This window comes from Phenylobacterium terrae (assembly GCF_042681205.1).
Classification (GTDB): Bacteria; Pseudomonadota; Alphaproteobacteria; order Caulobacterales; family Caulobacteraceae; genus Phenylobacterium; species Phenylobacterium terrae.
In genome coordinates, this window is sequence record NZ_JBHUEY010000001.1 from 2,135,533 (window position 1) to 2,150,067 (window position 14,535).

15 protein-coding genes and 1 tRNA gene are annotated in these 14,535 nt (G+C 71.4%); 6 read left to right on the forward strand and 10 right to left on the reverse strand.

The window, feature by feature from the left end; translation table 11 throughout:
* Positions 1–3: 3 nt before the first annotated feature.
* Genes ACFSC0_RS10750 through ACFSC0_RS10760 form a run of 3 tightly spaced genes read right to left on the reverse strand, consistent with a single transcriptional unit; the run spans position 4 to position 1,665 of the window.
* Entirely contained in the window at positions 4–561 is a 558-nt protein-coding gene (locus ACFSC0_RS10750) for a YidB family protein (protein WP_377282936.1), read from the reverse strand.
* Between the two features lie 58 nt (positions 562–619).
* Positions 620–1,303, reverse strand: coding sequence for an O-methyltransferase (locus tag ACFSC0_RS10755; protein ID WP_377282935.1), 684 nt, complete (start codon positions 1,301–1,303; stop codon positions 620–622).
* Positions 1,300–1,665 carry a VOC family protein gene (locus ACFSC0_RS10760; protein ID WP_377282934.1) on the reverse strand — a complete coding sequence of 122 codons (366 nt, stop codon included), beginning with the start codon at positions 1,663–1,665 and terminating at the stop codon, positions 1,300–1,302. Before ACFSC0_RS10760 ends, ACFSC0_RS10755 begins: the two co-directional genes overlap by 4 nt.
* Before the next feature lie 75 nt (positions 1,666–1,740).
* Here ACFSC0_RS10760 and ACFSC0_RS10765 point away from each other — a divergent pair, with 75 nt between their 5' ends.
* Positions 1,741–2,502: a helix-turn-helix domain-containing protein gene (locus ACFSC0_RS10765; protein WP_377282933.1), complete on the forward strand. Its 762-nt coding sequence runs from the start codon at positions 1,741–1,743 to the stop codon at positions 2,500–2,502.
* Between the two features lie 51 nt (positions 2,503–2,553).
* Here the strand turns inward: ACFSC0_RS10765 and ACFSC0_RS10770 are convergent, their stop codons facing one another.
* The 3 genes from ACFSC0_RS10770 to typA form a co-directional block, all read right to left on the reverse strand.
* A complete protein-coding gene (locus tag ACFSC0_RS10770; protein WP_377282932.1) occupies positions 2,554–3,723 on the reverse strand; it encodes an aminotransferase in 1,170 nt (389 codons plus the stop codon).
* A gap of 157 nt (positions 3,724–3,880) precedes the next feature.
* Complete coding sequence (locus tag ACFSC0_RS10775; RefSeq protein WP_377282931.1) at positions 3,881–4,468, reverse strand: chloramphenicol phosphotransferase CPT family protein; 588 nt, start codon at positions 4,466–4,468, stop codon at positions 3,881–3,883.
* 9 nt (positions 4,469–4,477) lie between these two features.
* Positions 4,478–6,313, reverse strand: a complete 1,836-nt coding sequence (gene typA, locus ACFSC0_RS10780; RefSeq protein ID WP_377282930.1) for a translational GTPase TypA — start codon at positions 6,311–6,313, stop codon at positions 4,478–4,480.
* Between the two features lie 450 nt (positions 6,314–6,763).
* On the opposite strand from typA, the gene ACFSC0_RS10785 reads away from it, so the two are divergent.
* Positions 6,764–8,533 carry an aspartyl protease family protein gene (locus tag ACFSC0_RS10785; protein ID WP_377282929.1) on the forward strand — a complete coding sequence of 590 codons (1,770 nt, stop codon included), beginning with the start codon at positions 6,764–6,766 and terminating at the stop codon, positions 8,531–8,533.
* Here the strand turns inward: ACFSC0_RS10785 and ACFSC0_RS10790 are convergent.
* Entirely contained in the window at positions 8,530–9,417 is an 888-nt protein-coding gene (locus ACFSC0_RS10790; protein WP_377282928.1) for an N-formylglutamate amidohydrolase, read from the reverse strand. The genes ACFSC0_RS10785 and ACFSC0_RS10790 overlap by 4 nt on opposite strands.
* A gap of 132 nt (positions 9,418–9,549) precedes the next feature.
* On the opposite strand from ACFSC0_RS10790, the gene ACFSC0_RS10795 reads away from it, so the two are divergent.
* Both ACFSC0_RS10795 and ACFSC0_RS10800 read left to right on the forward strand, forming a co-directional pair.
* Entirely contained in the window at positions 9,550–9,906 is a 357-nt protein-coding gene (locus tag ACFSC0_RS10795) for a response regulator (protein ID WP_377282927.1), read from the forward strand.
* An 85-nt stretch (positions 9,907–9,991) separates the two neighbouring features.
* Positions 9,992–10,066, forward strand: a tRNA-Val gene (locus ACFSC0_RS10800).
* Positions 10,067–10,284: 218 nt separating this feature from the next.
* On the opposite strand, the gene ACFSC0_RS10805 is transcribed toward ACFSC0_RS10800, so the two are convergent.
* Both ACFSC0_RS10805 and ACFSC0_RS10810 read right to left on the reverse strand, forming a co-directional pair.
* On the reverse strand, positions 10,285–10,701 hold the full coding sequence (locus tag ACFSC0_RS10805) for a GFA family protein (RefSeq protein WP_377282926.1): 417 nt from the start codon (positions 10,699–10,701) through the stop codon (positions 10,285–10,287).
* Positions 10,702–10,805: 104 nt separating this feature from the next.
* Positions 10,806–11,834: an AraC family transcriptional regulator gene (locus ACFSC0_RS10810; RefSeq protein ID WP_377282925.1), complete on the reverse strand. Its 1,029-nt coding sequence runs from the start codon at positions 11,832–11,834 to the stop codon at positions 10,806–10,808.
* A gap of 110 nt (positions 11,835–11,944) precedes the next feature.
* On the opposite strand from ACFSC0_RS10810, the gene ACFSC0_RS10815 reads away from it, so the two are divergent.
* Positions 11,945–12,754 (forward strand): DUF2306 domain-containing protein, encoded by an 810-nt coding sequence (locus tag ACFSC0_RS10815; protein ID WP_377282924.1) that lies wholly within the window; start codon positions 11,945–11,947, stop codon positions 12,752–12,754.
* A gap of 6 nt (positions 12,755–12,760) precedes the next feature.
* Here the strand turns inward: ACFSC0_RS10815 and ACFSC0_RS10820 are convergent, their stop codons facing one another.
* A complete protein-coding gene (locus ACFSC0_RS10820) occupies positions 12,761–13,648 on the reverse strand; it encodes an AraC family transcriptional regulator (RefSeq protein ID WP_377282923.1) in 888 nt (295 codons plus the stop codon).
* Between the two features lie 142 nt (positions 13,649–13,790).
* Between ACFSC0_RS10820 and ACFSC0_RS10825 the strand changes: the two genes are divergently transcribed.
* Positions 13,791–14,525 carry an SDR family oxidoreductase gene (locus ACFSC0_RS10825; protein WP_377282922.1) on the forward strand — a complete coding sequence of 245 codons (735 nt, stop codon included), beginning with the start codon at positions 13,791–13,793 and terminating at the stop codon, positions 14,523–14,525.
* The last annotated feature ends 10 nt before the right edge of the window (positions 14,526–14,535 follow it).

Here is a 14,535-nt window from a genome sequence, read left to right on the forward strand (position 1 = left end):
GCGCTAGGCCTGGCCGATGCGGCCGAGGTCGTCGTCGGTCGGCTCGCGCCCCTCCGGCGTCAGCTCGTCCACGGCCTCGGGCAGCGCCTGCGAGAGCTCTGAGAGCAGCGCCTGGCGCGGCATCCCGGTCTCGGCGGCCAGCGAGTCCACCGTCTCGTCCCCGAGCGCCTCGGCCAGCCGCTGGGGCGGCACGGGCTGGTTGGGTCCGGGTCGCACCCAGGAGTCGACCTCGTTCCCGAGGCCTCGCTCACGCAGCTGACCGAGCAGGGCGCCGAGCGCGCCGGCTCCGCCCAGGCCGCCGAGCAGTCCGCCCAGGCCGCCGGGCAGGCCAGCGCCCAGGCCGCCGGGCAGGCCGCCGCCCGGCCCGCCAGCCGAGCCTGGATCGAAGCTGCGTCCGCCGCCGCCGCGCTGGCGCATGTAGTGCTGGGCGGCCTTGGCGGCCAGGGCGATCAGCAGGCCGTTCATCGCGGCCGAGCGTCCGCCGCCCATCCGCCCCCTCGAGCCGCGGCCGAGGCCGCCGCCGACCATGCCGCCGAGGATCTGTTCGAGTAGTCCGGCCATTGCGCGCTCCTGCAGGAAGCCCCCGCGCACAAACCTGCCGCGCCGGCCGCGGTTTCGCCTAGCACTTCACCGTGAACTCCAGCCCGTTCGCGAACGGCAGGGTCTGGGTGCGCAGGCCGTTGGCCGGATCGTTCACATAGGCGAAGTAGTCGGCGTAGGCGGCGGCGAACTGCGCAGTGTTGTCGGCGATGACCACGGCGCCCGGCCGAAGGCGCGGCCCGATCAGCTCGATGGCCGGCCGGGCCATCTCGGTCCAGATGTCCATCAGCACGAAATCGACCGGCCCGGTGAGGTGCTTCAGCGTCTCGCGCAGGTCGCCCTCGCGCAGCTCGATCAGGTCCGACACGCCCGCCTCGACCCAGTGGGCGCGGGCGGCGGCGGCCTTCGCCGGCTCGTTCTCGGTGGCGATCACCTGGCCGGTTCCGCCGGCCGCCCGGATCACCTCGCGCACCGCATCGGCCAGGTGGATGGTCGAGACGCCGTACGAGGTGCCGACCTCGACAACCGTTCGGGCCCGCAGCGCCCGGCAGACCTGGGCGCAGAAGCCGGCCTTGTCCGGCTCCAGCGCCACGAACTTGTCGGCCATGAACCGGTGGGCCTCGGCGTCCAGCCCCGTCCAGTCCAGCGTGCCTTCACGGGCTCTTCGGCCGAAGTAGGCGGCCAGCTCGGCGTCCTGGGCCGCGCTCCGGGCGTGCAGCCGCTCCGCGACGGCCCGGGCTTTCGGATCGGCGGGCAGGGTCATTGGCCGGCCTCCCGGTCGTACTGCATGGCGCCCAGAACATTGCCCTCGGTGTCTTCGAACCAGACCAGCTCGCCGACGCCCTCGATGCGGAACGGGCGGGTCAGGATCCTGCCGCCGCCCGCCTCGATGGCGGCCATGGTCTGGGCCAGGTCCTCGACGCCGAAGGTCACCTCCACGCTCTGCGGCCGCCCGGCGATCTCGCGCCGCTCCTGCAGCGCGCCGGCCGTCCCGGCGCCGCGGGCCTGGTAGTAGTCCGGCGGCCCCCAGGGCTCGTAGGTCCAGCCCATCACCGCCTCGTAGAAGCGGCGGGCGCGGTCGACGTCGTCGGCGTTGATGGAGAAGTGGCGCAAGGTGGCGGGCATGGCGGGCGTCTCCGGATACCTGGCCGCGACGCTAACCCCTGGCCGAACGGCGTTCTCGCGCTATCCTGACGAGAAATGTCGCAAGCGCGCCAAAGCGAGAGCCATTCCGTCCGCAGCCTGGCGGTGACCTACCGGGACGGCGAGCGGATCGACCGCCACAGCCACTCCTTGGCCCAGTTGATCTACGCCGCCTCGGGGACCATGCGGGTGTCGACGGACGAGGCCGCCTGGCTGGTGCCGCCCACCCGGGCGATCTGGGTCCCGCCCCGGGTCCCTCACGAGATCCACATGCGCGGCCAGACGGCGATGCGGACGCTCTATGTTTCGCCGCAGGCCGCCGCGGCCCTGCCGCATGAGTGCCGGGCCCTGGAGGTCTCGCCGCTGCTGCGCGAGCTGGTGCTGCACATCGTCGGCGGCATGCTGCGAACGGACGTGGCGGAGGACGCGCGGCTCTGCGGCGTGTTCCTGGACCTGCTGGCCAAGAGCGAGACGACGCCGCTCGGCCTGCCGCTGCCGAAGGATCCCCGCGCGCGGCGCCTGGCGGAGGCCCTGTTCGCCGACCCCGCCAGCCCAGCGTCGCTCGCCGACCTCGCCCGCAACGCCGCCGCCAGCGTGCGCACCCTCCAGCGCCTGTTCGCCGCCGAGACCGGCCTTTCCATCGAGGCCTGGCGCACGAGGGCCCGCCTGCAGCAGGGCCTCGTCCAGCTCACCGCCGGCGCCTCCGTCACCGCCGCCGCCCTCGACGCCGGCTACGCCAGCCCCAGCGCCTTCATCGCCGCCTTCAAGGCGGCGTTCGGGGTCACGCCGGCGAGGTATCGCGCGGGGGGTGACAGGTAGCGCTTTGCGCAACCAGTCACGGAAGTCCGCGGTGACTGGTTGGGCGCAGCCCTACCTGTCACCCCGCACCAGATCCCGCGCCCGCGCCAGGCGGCGTACGCCCTCGTCAAGCGTCTCATCGCTCTTGGAGAAGCAGAGCCGCAGGATCGTCGTCACCGGCGCCTCCTCGTAGAGGGCCGAGACCGGGATGGAGGCGACGCCCGCCTCCTGCACCGCGCGCAGGGCGAATTCGCGGTCGGCGAGGTCGATGCCGGACGCCGGCAGGTCGAGGTTCAGGAAGTAGGTCCCCTGCGAGGGCAGCACCGCGAACCCCTCGCGCCGCAGCTCCTCCGTCAGCCGGTCGCGCGAGGCGGCCAGGCGCCCGGGCATCTCGGCGAACCAGGCCTCGCCGGTCTCCAGCCCGAAGGCGACGGCGGCCTGCAGGTTGGGCGGAGTGGTGAAGGTCAGGAACTGGTGGGTGCGGGCCAGCGTCCGCGTCAGCGCCGGCGCCGCGCACAGGAAGCCGACCTTCCAGCCGGTCAGGCCGAACATCTTGCCCGCCGAGCCGATCTTCACGCACCTCCCGCGCATGCCGGGAAGGCCGATCAGCGGCCGGTGGCGGGCGGGCGCGAACACCACCTGCTCCCATACCTCGTCGCAGATCGCGACGGCGTCGTGGCGGACGCAGAACTCGGCCAGCAGCGCCAGGTCCTCTTCCGGCAGCACGACGCCGGTCGGATTGATCGGGTTGTTCAGCACCACGAGGCGGGTGCGCTCGGTGAAGGCGGCCTCCAGCATCGCCCGGTCGAACCGCCATTCCGGCGGCGAGAGGCGCACCAGCTTCGGCACGCCGCCCGCCCGTCGGATCAGCGGCACGTAGGCGTCGTAGAGCGGCTGGAAGACGATCACCTCGTCGCCCGGCTCGATCAGGCCCAGGAAGGCCGAGGCCAGCGCCTCCGTCGCGCCGGAGGTGACGGTGACCTCGTGCTCCCAGTCCAGGTCCAGCCCCTGCGTGCGGGCGTAGTGTCTCGCCACGGCCTGGCGCAGCTCCGGCAGGCCGGCCATGGGCGGGTACTGGTTGTAGCCGTTCAGCACCGCCTCGGCGGCCTTGGCCCGCACCGCCTCGGGCCCCGGATCGTCCGGGAAGCCCTGGCCGAGGTTGATGGCGCCCAGCGCGCGCGCCAGGCCGCTCATCTCCTCGAAGATGGTGGTCGGCAAGGTTGCGAAGATCGGGTTGGCCATGGCGAGGCTTTGCCCCGCTCCCGCCACCGCGGCAATGGGCGCCTCGCACGGACCTGCAACATCGACCTCTCCCTCCGCCTGCGGAGGGAGAGGGCAGGGTGAGGGAGGAGCGGCCTCGGTTCATTCTAGGGCGCCGACTGTTGCGCCGAGGCCCCCCTCACCCAACCCTCTCCCCCCGCCCAGCGGGGGGAGAGGTCCAAGACGATCTCATCCGGTCAAAGGCATGGGGCCGCCCGCGCGCCTCCCAGGCGGCGATGATCCGCGCCGCATTGGCCTCCGGCGGCTCGCGGCTGTCGACCTCCAGGTCGTAGGTCGTGTGCAGGTGGCAGGTCTCGAAGTCGCGGCGGGCGTCGCCGACCGGGCGGTCGCCGCGGGCCAGCTCCCGGCGCTCCAGCTCCTCGAGCGGGCAGTGGACGCCGACGAAGAAGACGTCGTGCGCGCCGAGCAGGCCGACCAGCCGGTCGCGCCAGGCGAGGGTCTCGACGATGTGCTCGACGATCAGGTTGTTCCCGGCCTCCACATAGGCGGGCAGCGACCGGTGGAAGCCGTCGAAGAAGGCTTCCCGCATCCCGCTCCAGCGGAACTCGCCGCTGCGGATCCGCTCGCGCGGCAGGATCCTGGCCTCGATCAGGTGGTCGATGGAGACGTGCCAGAAGGGCTCGCCGATCCGCGCCTGGAGGGCCCGGGCGATGGAGGACTTGCCGCTGCTGGAGGCGCCGTTGAGCAGGATGACCTTGCCAGCCATCCTGCGAGCCTACGCCTGTTCGCGCTGGCGCTTCTTGCGGAAGCTGGGGTTCAGCACCTGCTTGCGCAGGCGGATGTTCTTGGGCGTGACCTCGACCAGCTCGTCGTCCTCAATGTAGGCGATGGCCTGCTCGAGCGTCAGCCGGCGCGGGGGCGTCAGGCGCACCGCCTCGTCCTTGCCGGAGGCGCGGACGTTGGTCAGCTGCTTGGCCTTCATCGGGTTCACGTCGAGGTCGTCGCTGCGCGAGTTCTCGCCGATGATCATGCCCTGGTAGGTCTTCTCGCCGCCGCCGACGAACATCGTCCCCCGCTCCTCCAGGTTCCACAGCGCGTAGGCCGCGGTCTCGCCGTCGGAGTTGGAGACCAGCACGCCGTTGCGGCGGCCCTCGATGGCGCCCTTGTAGGGCTCGTAGTGGGAGAAGACGCGGTTCAGCACGCCCGAGCCGCGGGTGTCGGTCAGGAACTCGCCCTGGTAGCCGATCAGCGAGCGGGACGGGGCCTGCAGGGTGATCCGGGTCTTGCCGGCGCCCGAGGGGCCCATGTCCTTCAGCTCGGCCTTGCGGGCCGACAGCTTCTCGATGACCACGCCGGTGAAGTCGTCGTCGACGTCGATGACCACGTCCTCGATCGGCTCCAGCTTCTCGCCGGTCTCGGGGTCCGTCTGGAACACCACCCGCGGGCGGCTGATGGACACCTCGAAGCCTTCGCGGCGCATGGTCTCGATCAGCACGCCGAGTTGCAGCTCGCCGCGGCCGGCCACCTCGTAGGCGTCCTTGTCGGCGGTCTCGGTCACCCGGATCGCGACGTTGGCCTCGGCTTCCTTCAGCAGCCGGTCGCGGATCACCCGGCTCTGCACCTTGTCGCCTTCGCGGCCGGCCAGCGGGGAATCGTTGACCGACACGGTGATGGCGATGGTCGGCGGGTCGATCGGCTGGGCGGGGAGGGGCTCGGTCACCTCCGGGGCGGCGATGGTGTCGGCCACCGTCGCCTTGGAGAGGCCGGCGATGGCCACGATGTCACCGGCGTCGGCCGAGTCGATCGGTCGGCGCTGCAGGCCGCGGAAGGCCAGCACCTTGGTGATCCGCCCGCGCTCGACCTCGGTCCCGTCCGGGCTGAGGGCCCTCACGGTCAGGCCCGGCACGGCGCGGCCGGCTTCGACGCGGCCGGTCAGCAGGCGGCCCAGGAAGGGATCGCTCTCGATCAGCACCGACAGCAGGCGGAAGGGCTCGTCGGCCCGCTGCTCGGCCTGCGGCGCCGGCACGTGCTCGACGATCTTGTCGAACAGGGCCGACAGGTCCTTCTTCTCGTGGGCCATCTCGGTGACCGCCCAGCCCTGCTTGCCGCTGGCGTAGATGTGCGGGAAGTCCAGCTGCTCGTCGCTGGCGCCCATGGTGGCGAACAGGTCGAACACGTCGCCCACCACCCGCTCCGGGTCGGCGTGGGCGCGGTCCACCTTGTTCAGCACGACGATGGGGCGCAGGCCCAGCTTCAGCGCCTTGCCGAGCACGAACTTGGTCTGCGGCATGACGCCTTCCTCGGCGTCGACCAGCAGCAGGCAGCCGTCGACCATGCCCAGGATCCGCTCCACCTCGCCGCCGAAGTCGGCGTGGCCGGGGGTGTCGATGATGTTGATTCGGGTCTCGCCCGCCGCACCCTGCCACAGCACGGACGTTGCCTTGGCCAGGATGGTGATCCCGCGCTCGCGTTCCTGGTCGTTGGAGTCCATGGCCCGCTCGACCGTCGCCTCGTTGGCGCGGAAGACGCCGGACTGGGCGAGGAGCTGGTCGACGAGGGTGGTCTTGCCGTGGTCGACGTGGGCGATGATGGCGATGTTGCGGAGCGACATTTCGGATTCTGATCAGCGGGCGAAGCCGGGGCTTCTAGAGGAGGGCGGCTCCGGGGGCCAGAACCTTGTGATGCGGCCAAAGATCGGCGCGCGGCGGCGCGCCCACAAGGGCTTGCGACCAATGGCCCGGAGCTACCAGATTTTGTGCGCCGCAACAAGTTGACTCGGCGACAAACTAATATCACGCCGTTGATTTGGCTGGAGAAATCCTATCCTGGGCTCCCGCGTGCGAAAAAATCGCGACAAAGCCATTGCAGATTTGTGCGTCGCACAGTATAAGGAGGGCCTGAGGCGTCGCTGACGCCTCTGCCCTTCCTGGGCGTTTCCTCCCTAATGAACTGCCGCGCCTTCGGGCGCGGCTTTTTTTTCGCCCGCGCGCCGGCCCGCGCCGCGCGCATTTCGCCATCGACCCTCGCGATGGTAGAATGAGCGCCTGATCGGGAGGGGATCATGCGGCAGGTTCTGCTCGGCCTGGCGGCCGCGCTTTCGCTTGCCGAGGCCGCCAGCGCGGCCGAGGGCGGCTGTCAGTTGCAGAAGGTCGCCGACCTGCCCGTGACCATGGCCGGTCTGAAGCCGCATGTGCCGGCGAAGATCAACGGCCGCGACGTGGTGCTGGTGGCCGACAGCGGCGCCTTCTTCAGCATGCTCGGCGAGGCCAACGCCAAGCGCCTGGGGCTCAGCCGGGGCATGACGCCGCCCGGCATGCGGGTCCGCGGGGTCGGGGGGACGGCTCCGGTCAAGGTCGGCGTGGCCGATCGCTTCGAGCTCTCCGGCGGCGTGCTGACCAACGTGGACTTCCTGGTCGGCGACCTCGCGCCGGGGAGCCGGGCCGACGGAATCCTGGGCCAGAACGTGCTGGGCGTGCTCGACGTCGAATACGACTTCGCCAACGGGGCCATCCGCCTGTTCAAGCCGCAGGGGTGCGAGAAGGCGCGGCTGGCCTACTGGGCGGGGGACAAGCCCGTGAACGTGCTGTCCTTCCGCGCGACCACCCCGAGCGAGCCGCACGTCATCGCGAATGCATCGGTGAACGGCCGGCCGATCCGGGTGATGTTCGACACCGGCGCCTTCCGCTCTGTGCTCGAGCAGTCGACCGCCGAGCGGCTCGGCTTCCGGCCCGACGGACCGGGCGTCGAGTACGGCGGCCTCAGCGGCGGCATCGGCCCGCGGCGGCTGGAGAACTGGATCGCCCCCTTCGCCGAATTCGCCATCGGCGAGGAGAAGATCCAGAACACCCGCCTGCGGGTCGCCCCCATCACCCTGCCCAAGGCGGACATGCTGCTGGGGGCCGACTTCTTCCTCTCGCACCGGATCCTGATCTCCAACAGCCAGGACCGGGTCTACTTCACCTACAATGGCGGACCGGTGTTCCGCCTGGAGCCGGTGGAGGGCGGGCCCGAAGAGCCCGCGCAGGTCGCCGGGGCCGCCGACGAGCCCAAGGACGCGGACGGCTATCACCGCCGCGCGGCCGCCTCCCTCGCGCGGGCCGATCACGTCCGGGCGATCGCCGACTTCACCCGCGCGATCGAACTTGAGCCGCGCCGGGCGATCCACCTGCGCCAGCGGGCGGCGGCGCATCTGGCGAGCGGCGATCCCGCGGCGGCCCGCCGCGACCTCGACGCGGCGCTGGCGCTGGCCGGCGGCGACGTCGAGGCGCGCCTGATGCGCGGCGAACTCCGCCTCTCGGCCGGCGACGCCGACGGCGCGGCCGAGGACTTCGCCCGCGCGACGGCCAGCCCCGCTTCCGGCCCGGGCGTGCGCGCCCGAATCGCCCAGGCCTGGCTCGCCGCCGGCAAGGCGGGCGAGGCCGTGGCGCAGTACGACGTGCTGCTGGCCGGCGCGCCGCCGCCGCCCGTCAGGGCCGCGGTGCTCGCCTCTCGCTGCCAGGCGCGGGCGCTGGTGCGGACCGACCTGGCGCTGGCGCTCGCGGACTGCGAGGCGGCGCTGAAGATCGCCGCTCGCGATCCCTCGGCGCTGGCGGCGCGCGGTCTCGTCCATCTCCAGTCGGCCCGGCTGGAGGCGGCGCAGGCCGACTTCGACGCGGCCCTGAAGCGCGACCCGCGGCACGCCCAGGCCCTCTACGGCCGCAGCCTCGTGCTGCGCCGCCAGGGCCGCGCCGCCGAAGCCGACGCCGACGCCAGGGCCGCACAGGCGGTCTGGCCGCAGATCGCCGCCATCGCCGCCCGCTACGAACTGGGCTCGCCGGCGGGCGGGCCCTAGCGCAGGCCCGACCAGTCGGCGGCGACCAGGGCGCGGGTCAGCGTCTCGAGGTCGGACTTCAGCTTGGAAAAGCCCTCCGTCGGCTCCAGGCGCGCCTCGTCGAGGTAGAGGGCGCGGTTGATCTCGATCTGCAGGGCGTGGGTGCGCCGGGCTGGACGGCCGTAATGCTCGGTCGTGTAGCCGCCGGCGTAGGGGGTGTTGCGGGCCACGCGGTAGCCGAGCTTCTCAAGTTCGGCCTCGACCCGGGCGGTGAGCGCGCCGGCGCAAGCCGCGCCGAACCGGTCGCCCAGGACCATGTCGCAGGGCCGCTCGCGCCCGCCCTGGCGCGCCGCGGCCGCCGGCATGGAGTGCCAGTCGATCAGGATCGCGACGCCATGGGCGGCGTGCGCCTCGCCCAGCAGCCGGGCCAGCGCTGCATGGTAGGGCCGGTGGGCCCGCTCGATCCGGCCACGCGCCTCGGCGAAGGTCAGCTTGCGCGCGTAGATCTCCTGGCCCTCGGAGACGATGCGGGCGATGGCGCCCAGCCCGGCGGCCACCCGCGCCGTGCGGGCGCGCGCGAAGTCCGGCAGCTCGTCGACGAACATCGACGGGTCGAGCTCGAACGGTTCGCGGTTGACGTCCATGTAGGCCCGGGCCAGCCGCGCGGTCAGCGTCGCCACGCCCGCCTCGGGCGCGCCGGCGATCAGCTCGTCCACGAAGGCGTCCTCGCTGCGGCGGATGGCGGTGGCGTCGAGCGCGGCGGCCGCCATCATCTCCTCCGGGTAGTCCCGGCCGGAGTGCGGCGAGGCGAACACCAGGGGCGTCGGCGGGGGCGTGCCGACGGGCGCGGCCCGGCGCAGCTGGTACGCTTCTCCCGGCCCCTGCAGGTGCTGCTCCGTGGTCATGCTCGGCGTGACGCTCATCGGGCCATATGACGTTGCGGCGCCGGGCCGGTCAAACCGGGATCGGGGGGCGAGTTCATCGCGAATTTACGAACCCCGTGGTAGTGTCCGATCTTCCTACAACGCGGACCCAGCATGCCCCGGATCCTCCTGGCCGAAGACGACGATTCCCTGCGCGGGTTCCTGGCCCGGGCCCTCGAGCGGGCCGGCTACGAGGTCGTCTCCTGCGCCGACGGCGAGGAGGCCCAGGCCGTCCTCGACCAGGACTGGGACCTGCTGCTCACCGACATCGTCATGCCCGGCGTCGACGGCATCGAGCTGGCCCGCCAGGCCGCCGCCCGCCACCCGGGCCTGCGCATCATGTTCATCACCGGCTTCGCCGCCGTGGCCCTCGCCGCCGGCGACCAGGCGCCCCCTGGCTCCAAGGTGCTCTCCAAGCCCATCCACCTGCGCGAGATCGTCTCCGAAGTGGAGCGGATGGTCGCCGCCTGACGCTTGGCCCAACGGCCAGCTTGCGCCCGCGGGGGCGCCCCGTTATATCCCCGCTTCCCGCTCCCTTAGGGGAGACGATCCGGTCGGACGCGTAGCTCAGCGGGAGAGCACTACGTTGACATCGTAGGGGTCGCTGGTTCAATCCCAGCCGCGTCCACCATCCCTTCCCCCTGAAAAACAAAAGTTTCGACGCCGCCAGGGCTCCCGCTCGAAGAGGCTTCCACCGCATCTCAAGCCTCGGGGCCACAGCCGCGTCCGGCGCATCCGGACTTCAGCTTGATCACATAGGCGGCGGCCGGCGAACTCGACCCCCAACTCGGCGCCAGGTTCGCCCCATTTCGGCGGGCCCAGGCCACTCCCCGCCGCCGAAGGGGCGATCTACGCCGGCGGCAGCTTGTCGAACTTCGGCAGGGCGGGGTCGAGGTGGTCCCAGGCAAGGGCGCTCGAGTGGTACATCACCGCCTGCGGGCTGTACCGGCCGGGATCGTCGAGGCTTCCGGCGTGGACGGTGAACAGGTCCGGCATCGCCACGGACGTCAGGTACACGGGCGAGCCGCAGGTCGGGCAGAAGCCGCGCGTCTTCACGTTCCCGCTGTCGCCGGCGAAGCGCCATTCCTGGGCCCGGCCTTCGAGCGTCACGTTCGGTCCGCGCGGGAAGGTCAGGTACGAGCCGTGGCCCGCGCCGCTCATCCGCTGGCAGTCGCGACATTGGCACTGCGGCTGGAACAGCGGCTCGCCGCCGATCCGGTAGCGCACGGCGCCGCAGGCGCAGCCGCCGGTGTAGGCCTCGCTCACGTCTTCTCTCCGTGCTCGGAAGTCCGCCGATACATTAGTAGAAACTAATCGATGAGCAACGGCTAATTCAAGATCGGGGGCACGGTCGCGGAGCTCTCGCCCGCTCAACGCTCGCGCAGCAGGGACGACGGAGGCTGTCCCGTCCACCGTTTGAAAGCGCGGGAGAAGGCCGCCGGGTCGGAGAAGCCGACCAGGTAAGCGGCCTCGTTCACCGAGACCTTCCTGCGCGTCAGGTAGCTGATCGCCATCCGGCGGCGCAGGTCGTCGAGGACCAGCTCGAAGCTGACGCCCTCCGACTTCAGCCGGCGGTGGAGCGTCTGTCGGCTCATGCCCAGGGCGCCGGCGACCTTCGCCATGCGGACTTCGCCCTTGTGGAGGATCGGCATGAGGATGGCTTCGACCCGGCCGCGCATCGATATGGCGGTCTCCAACTCATTCAGCAGGGCTTCGGCCCGGTCGCTGAAGATGCCGAACACATAGCGGCTGGAGGTCGGCAGCCTGATCGACAGAAACTCATCGTCCACCAGGAGCGCATTCCTGTCGCTCCCGAAGACCACCGGCGCCCTGAAGATCCGCTCGTACTCGCCGGCGTGCGGCGGTGCGGCATGGACGAAGTGGACCGCCCTCGGGAAGCGGCCGGCCTGGAAATAGGGCGTCGTGGCCAGGAGGGCTCTGGCTCCCGTCACCGATCGCGCCAAGCTGGCTTCGGCGAAGTGCGGACTGTCCTGGGGCCCGGGATGGGCGATCCAGACACGACCGCCTTCGCGGACGACGCCGCTCAGGCGGGTTGCGCCGTCGCCGGTCTCGTCGAACACAAGGCGGGCGTATCGGGCGATCTGCTCGCTCGCCTCGCCCGTCGTCTCGGCGGTCTGCCCGATGAGGCCGACAATGCTGAGATCCTGCATCCTGACGCCCTCGCCGAACTTGAGCGCGAACGCCGGATCGCCTGACAGGCTCACCGCAAGGTCGAGCATGGCCAGGTAGCCGCCCAGGGGCGCCCGGTTGTCCTGGCTGCACAAGTCGGCCGGATCGATCCTCGACGTTTCGAGCAGCGTGGTCTTCGAAACGCCGCGCGTCGCCGCGAAATCCAGCAGGGCCTTGGGATAGCCCGCAGCGACCGTGGCCTCAGGCACCGCCGCGCCGCCCCTTGCAACCCGCGATCATGTTTTGGCGCCGCCAGTCATGGCCCTCAGCCGCGTCAGGCATAGCCTGCCGTGAGATCGAAACTTACTGAGTGCGGGCAGTGAACACCACCACATCGCGGGCCGGCGGGGCGAGCCTGGTCCTGAGCGGATCGGCCGTCCTCTGGGTGTCCGTGGCTTTGATCGGGCAATGGGCGTTCGTCTACTACATCGCCGCCTTCTATGGGCCAGCGACGCTGGCGGGCGAGTTTGCGCAGTGGAACAGGAACAAGCTCCTCGTCCATGGCCACGTCGCCGGCGACGTGGCCGGCAATCTGGTGTTCGCCTCCCACGTTCTCCTGGCGGCGCTGGTGACGCTTTCCGGAACGCTGCAGCTGCTTCCTCAGGTCAGGGCGCGGGCGCCTGCATTCCATCGATGGAACGGACGGCTGTTCCTGATCAGCGGCGCGGCCGCCGCGGCGGGTGGGCTGTACCTCGTCTTCGCGCGCGGCGACCTGACGAGGGTCATGACCTGGCTGCCGATCACCCTCAACGCCGCCCTGATCCTGACGTCCGCCGCCCTGGCCTGGCGCACGGCCGTGTCGCGGAACATCGCCGCTCATCGCCGTTGGGCGCTGCGGCTCTTCCTCGTGGTCAATGGGGTCTGGTTCCTGCGCGTGGGGCTGATCGGCGCGATCGTCGTCAACCGTGCGCTGGGCGGCTCGCTCGGGCCTGACGGCGCCCCTGCCAAGGCGTGGGCGTTCGGCTCGTACCTCGTTCCCCTGGCAGTGCTGGAGCTCTACTTCTGGGCCAGGTCCCAGCGCGGTTGGCTGGCGCAGGGCGTGACCAGCGCAGTGCTCGTCCTGCTGACGGGCGTTACGGCCGTCGGCGTCGCCGCGGTGGCGCTGATCCTCTGGCGGCCGCTGTTGTAGAGTCCCCTACACCCCCGCCACCACCGCTCCGCTTGCCCGCAGCCGCGCTGCGTCCCGCGCCGGCGGCGCGCCGAACAGCCGGGCGTACTCCCGCGAGAACTGCGACGGGCTTTCGTACCCGACTTCGAAGGCCGCGGCCTGGGCGTCGCGGGCTTCGCCGAGCATCAGCCGGCGGGCCTCCTGCAGGCGGATCTGCTTCTGGTACTGCAGGGGGCTCATGGCGGTGACCGCCTTGAAGTGCTGGTGCAGGGCCGAGGCGCTCATGCCGGCCTCGCGGGCCAGGGCCTCGATGCGGACCGGGCGGTCGAAGTTGGCGCGGATCCAGGCGATGGCCCGGTTCACCTGCGAGAGGCGGCTGTCGGGGCTGCCGATCTGACGGACGACGCCGGCCTGGTCGCCGGTCAGCAGCCGGTAGTGGATCTCGCGCCGGATCAGCGGGGCGAGCACGGGCCCGTCCTGCGGCCGCTCCAGCAGGCGCACGAGGCGGGCGACGGCGTCGGCCAGCTCCGGGGTGGTGCGGGCCAGATGCAGGCCGCGGCCGCTCTCGCCGCCCGGCGCCGGCGGCTGCTGCAGCATCAGCTCGTTCAGAAGCGCCGGGTCGAGGTCGACGCGCACGCACAGGTAGGGCCTCTCGGGCGAGGCCTCGATGACCTGGCCGGTGAGGGGCAGGTCCACCGAGATGACCAGGTGGGTGGCCGGATCGTAGCGGTAGGCCTCATCGGCCAGCATCACCACCTTGGCGCCTTGCGCGATCATGCACAGGGCCGGCTGGTGAAGCGTCGGCACCCTGTCGGTCGGGCCGGCGTAGCGGATCAGCGCCAGGCCAGGAATGGGCATGTCGTGCATGCCGTCCTCGGGCGCGTGGCGGGCGATGAGAGAGGCCAATTGCTCCATGGAGACTGCCTCCCACGCGCCCGCGCGCGGCGCAAGCGCGTCGGGCCAGGTCCTGGAGGATCGGGCAAGAACCGCGGAGGACCGTTCTAACGCCCGATCCTCCAGAGGGCGCATCTGTCTCCTCGCCAACAAGGAGACGGCCATGACTGAAGTTGCGAACAAGGTGGTGCTGGTGACGGGCGCGAGCAGCGGCATCGGCGAGGCGACGGCGCGCGAGCTGGCGGCGGCCGGCGCGACCGTGGTGATCGGCGCCCGCCGCGTGGAGCGGCTGGAGAGCCTCAAGCGCGAGATCGAGGCTGCGGGCGGAACGGCCATGGCCAAGGGGCTGGACGTCACCTCCCGGGATGACGTGAAGGCCTTCGTGGAGGCGGCGCGGGAGCGGTTCGGCCGGGTGGACGTGATCGTCAACAACGCCGGGGTGATGCCGCTGTCGCCGCTGGCGGCGCTGAAGGTCGACGAGTGGGACCAGATGATCGACGTCAACATCCGCGGCGTGCTGCACGGGATCGCCGCGGCGCTGCCGGTGATGGAGGCGCAGGGCCACGGCCAGATCGTCAACATCGCCTCGACCGCCGGCCACCAGATCATCCCCTCAGCGGCGGTCTACTGCGCGACCAAGTTCGCCGTGCGGGTTATCTCCGAGGCTCTGCGCCAGGAGACCGACAAGGTGCGGGTGAGCGTGGTCTCGCCGGGCGTCACGGAGTCCGAGCTGGCCGACACCATCACCCATGCGGAGACGGCGGCCTTCATCGAGGAGTACCGGAAGAAGGCGATCCCGGCCGAGGCGATCGCCCGGGCCGTCCGCTTCGCCATCGAGCAGCCGCCCGAGATCGACGTGAACGAGATCATCGTCCGCCCGACGGCGACGACGGCCTGACGCGGCGCCG

Excerpts from the sequence above, each read along its gene's own strand:
- ACFSC0_RS10785 (WP_377282929.1), top strand. The coding sequence starts at position 6,764 with ATGCGGCAGGTTCTGCTCGGCCTGGCGGCCGCGCTTTCGCTTGCCGAG.
- ACFSC0_RS10795 (WP_377282927.1), top strand. The coding sequence starts at position 9,550 with ATGCCCCGGATCCTCCTGGCCGAAGACGACGATTCCCTGCGCGGGTTC.
- ACFSC0_RS10790 (WP_377282928.1), bottom strand. The coding sequence starts at position 9,417 with ATGACCACGGAGCAGCACCTGCAGGGGCCGGGAGAAGCGTACCAGCTG.
- ACFSC0_RS10755 (WP_377282935.1), bottom strand. The coding sequence starts at position 1,303 with ATGACCCTGCCCGCCGATCCGAAAGCCCGGGCCGTCGCGGAGCGGCTG.
- ACFSC0_RS10765 (WP_377282933.1), top strand. The coding sequence starts at position 1,741 with ATGTCGCAAGCGCGCCAAAGCGAGAGCCATTCCGTCCGCAGCCTGGCG.
- ACFSC0_RS10750 (WP_377282936.1), bottom strand. The coding sequence starts at position 561 with ATGGCCGGACTACTCGAACAGATCCTCGGCGGCATGGTCGGCGGCGGC.
- typA (WP_377282930.1), bottom strand. The coding sequence starts at position 6,313 with ATGTCGCTCCGCAACATCGCCATCATCGCCCACGTCGACCACGGCAAG.
- ACFSC0_RS10770 (WP_377282932.1), bottom strand. The coding sequence starts at position 3,723 with ATGGCCAACCCGATCTTCGCAACCTTGCCGACCACCATCTTCGAGGAG.
- ACFSC0_RS10760 (WP_377282934.1), bottom strand. The coding sequence starts at position 1,665 with ATGCCCGCCACCTTGCGCCACTTCTCCATCAACGCCGACGACGTCGAC.
- ACFSC0_RS10820 (WP_377282923.1), bottom strand. The coding sequence starts at position 13,648 with ATGGAGCAATTGGCCTCTCTCATCGCCCGCCACGCGCCCGAGGACGGC.
- ACFSC0_RS10775 (WP_377282931.1), bottom strand. The coding sequence starts at position 4,468 with ATGGCTGGCAAGGTCATCCTGCTCAACGGCGCCTCCAGCAGCGGCAAG.
- ACFSC0_RS10825 (WP_377282922.1), top strand. The coding sequence starts at position 13,791 with ATGACTGAAGTTGCGAACAAGGTGGTGCTGGTGACGGGCGCGAGCAGC.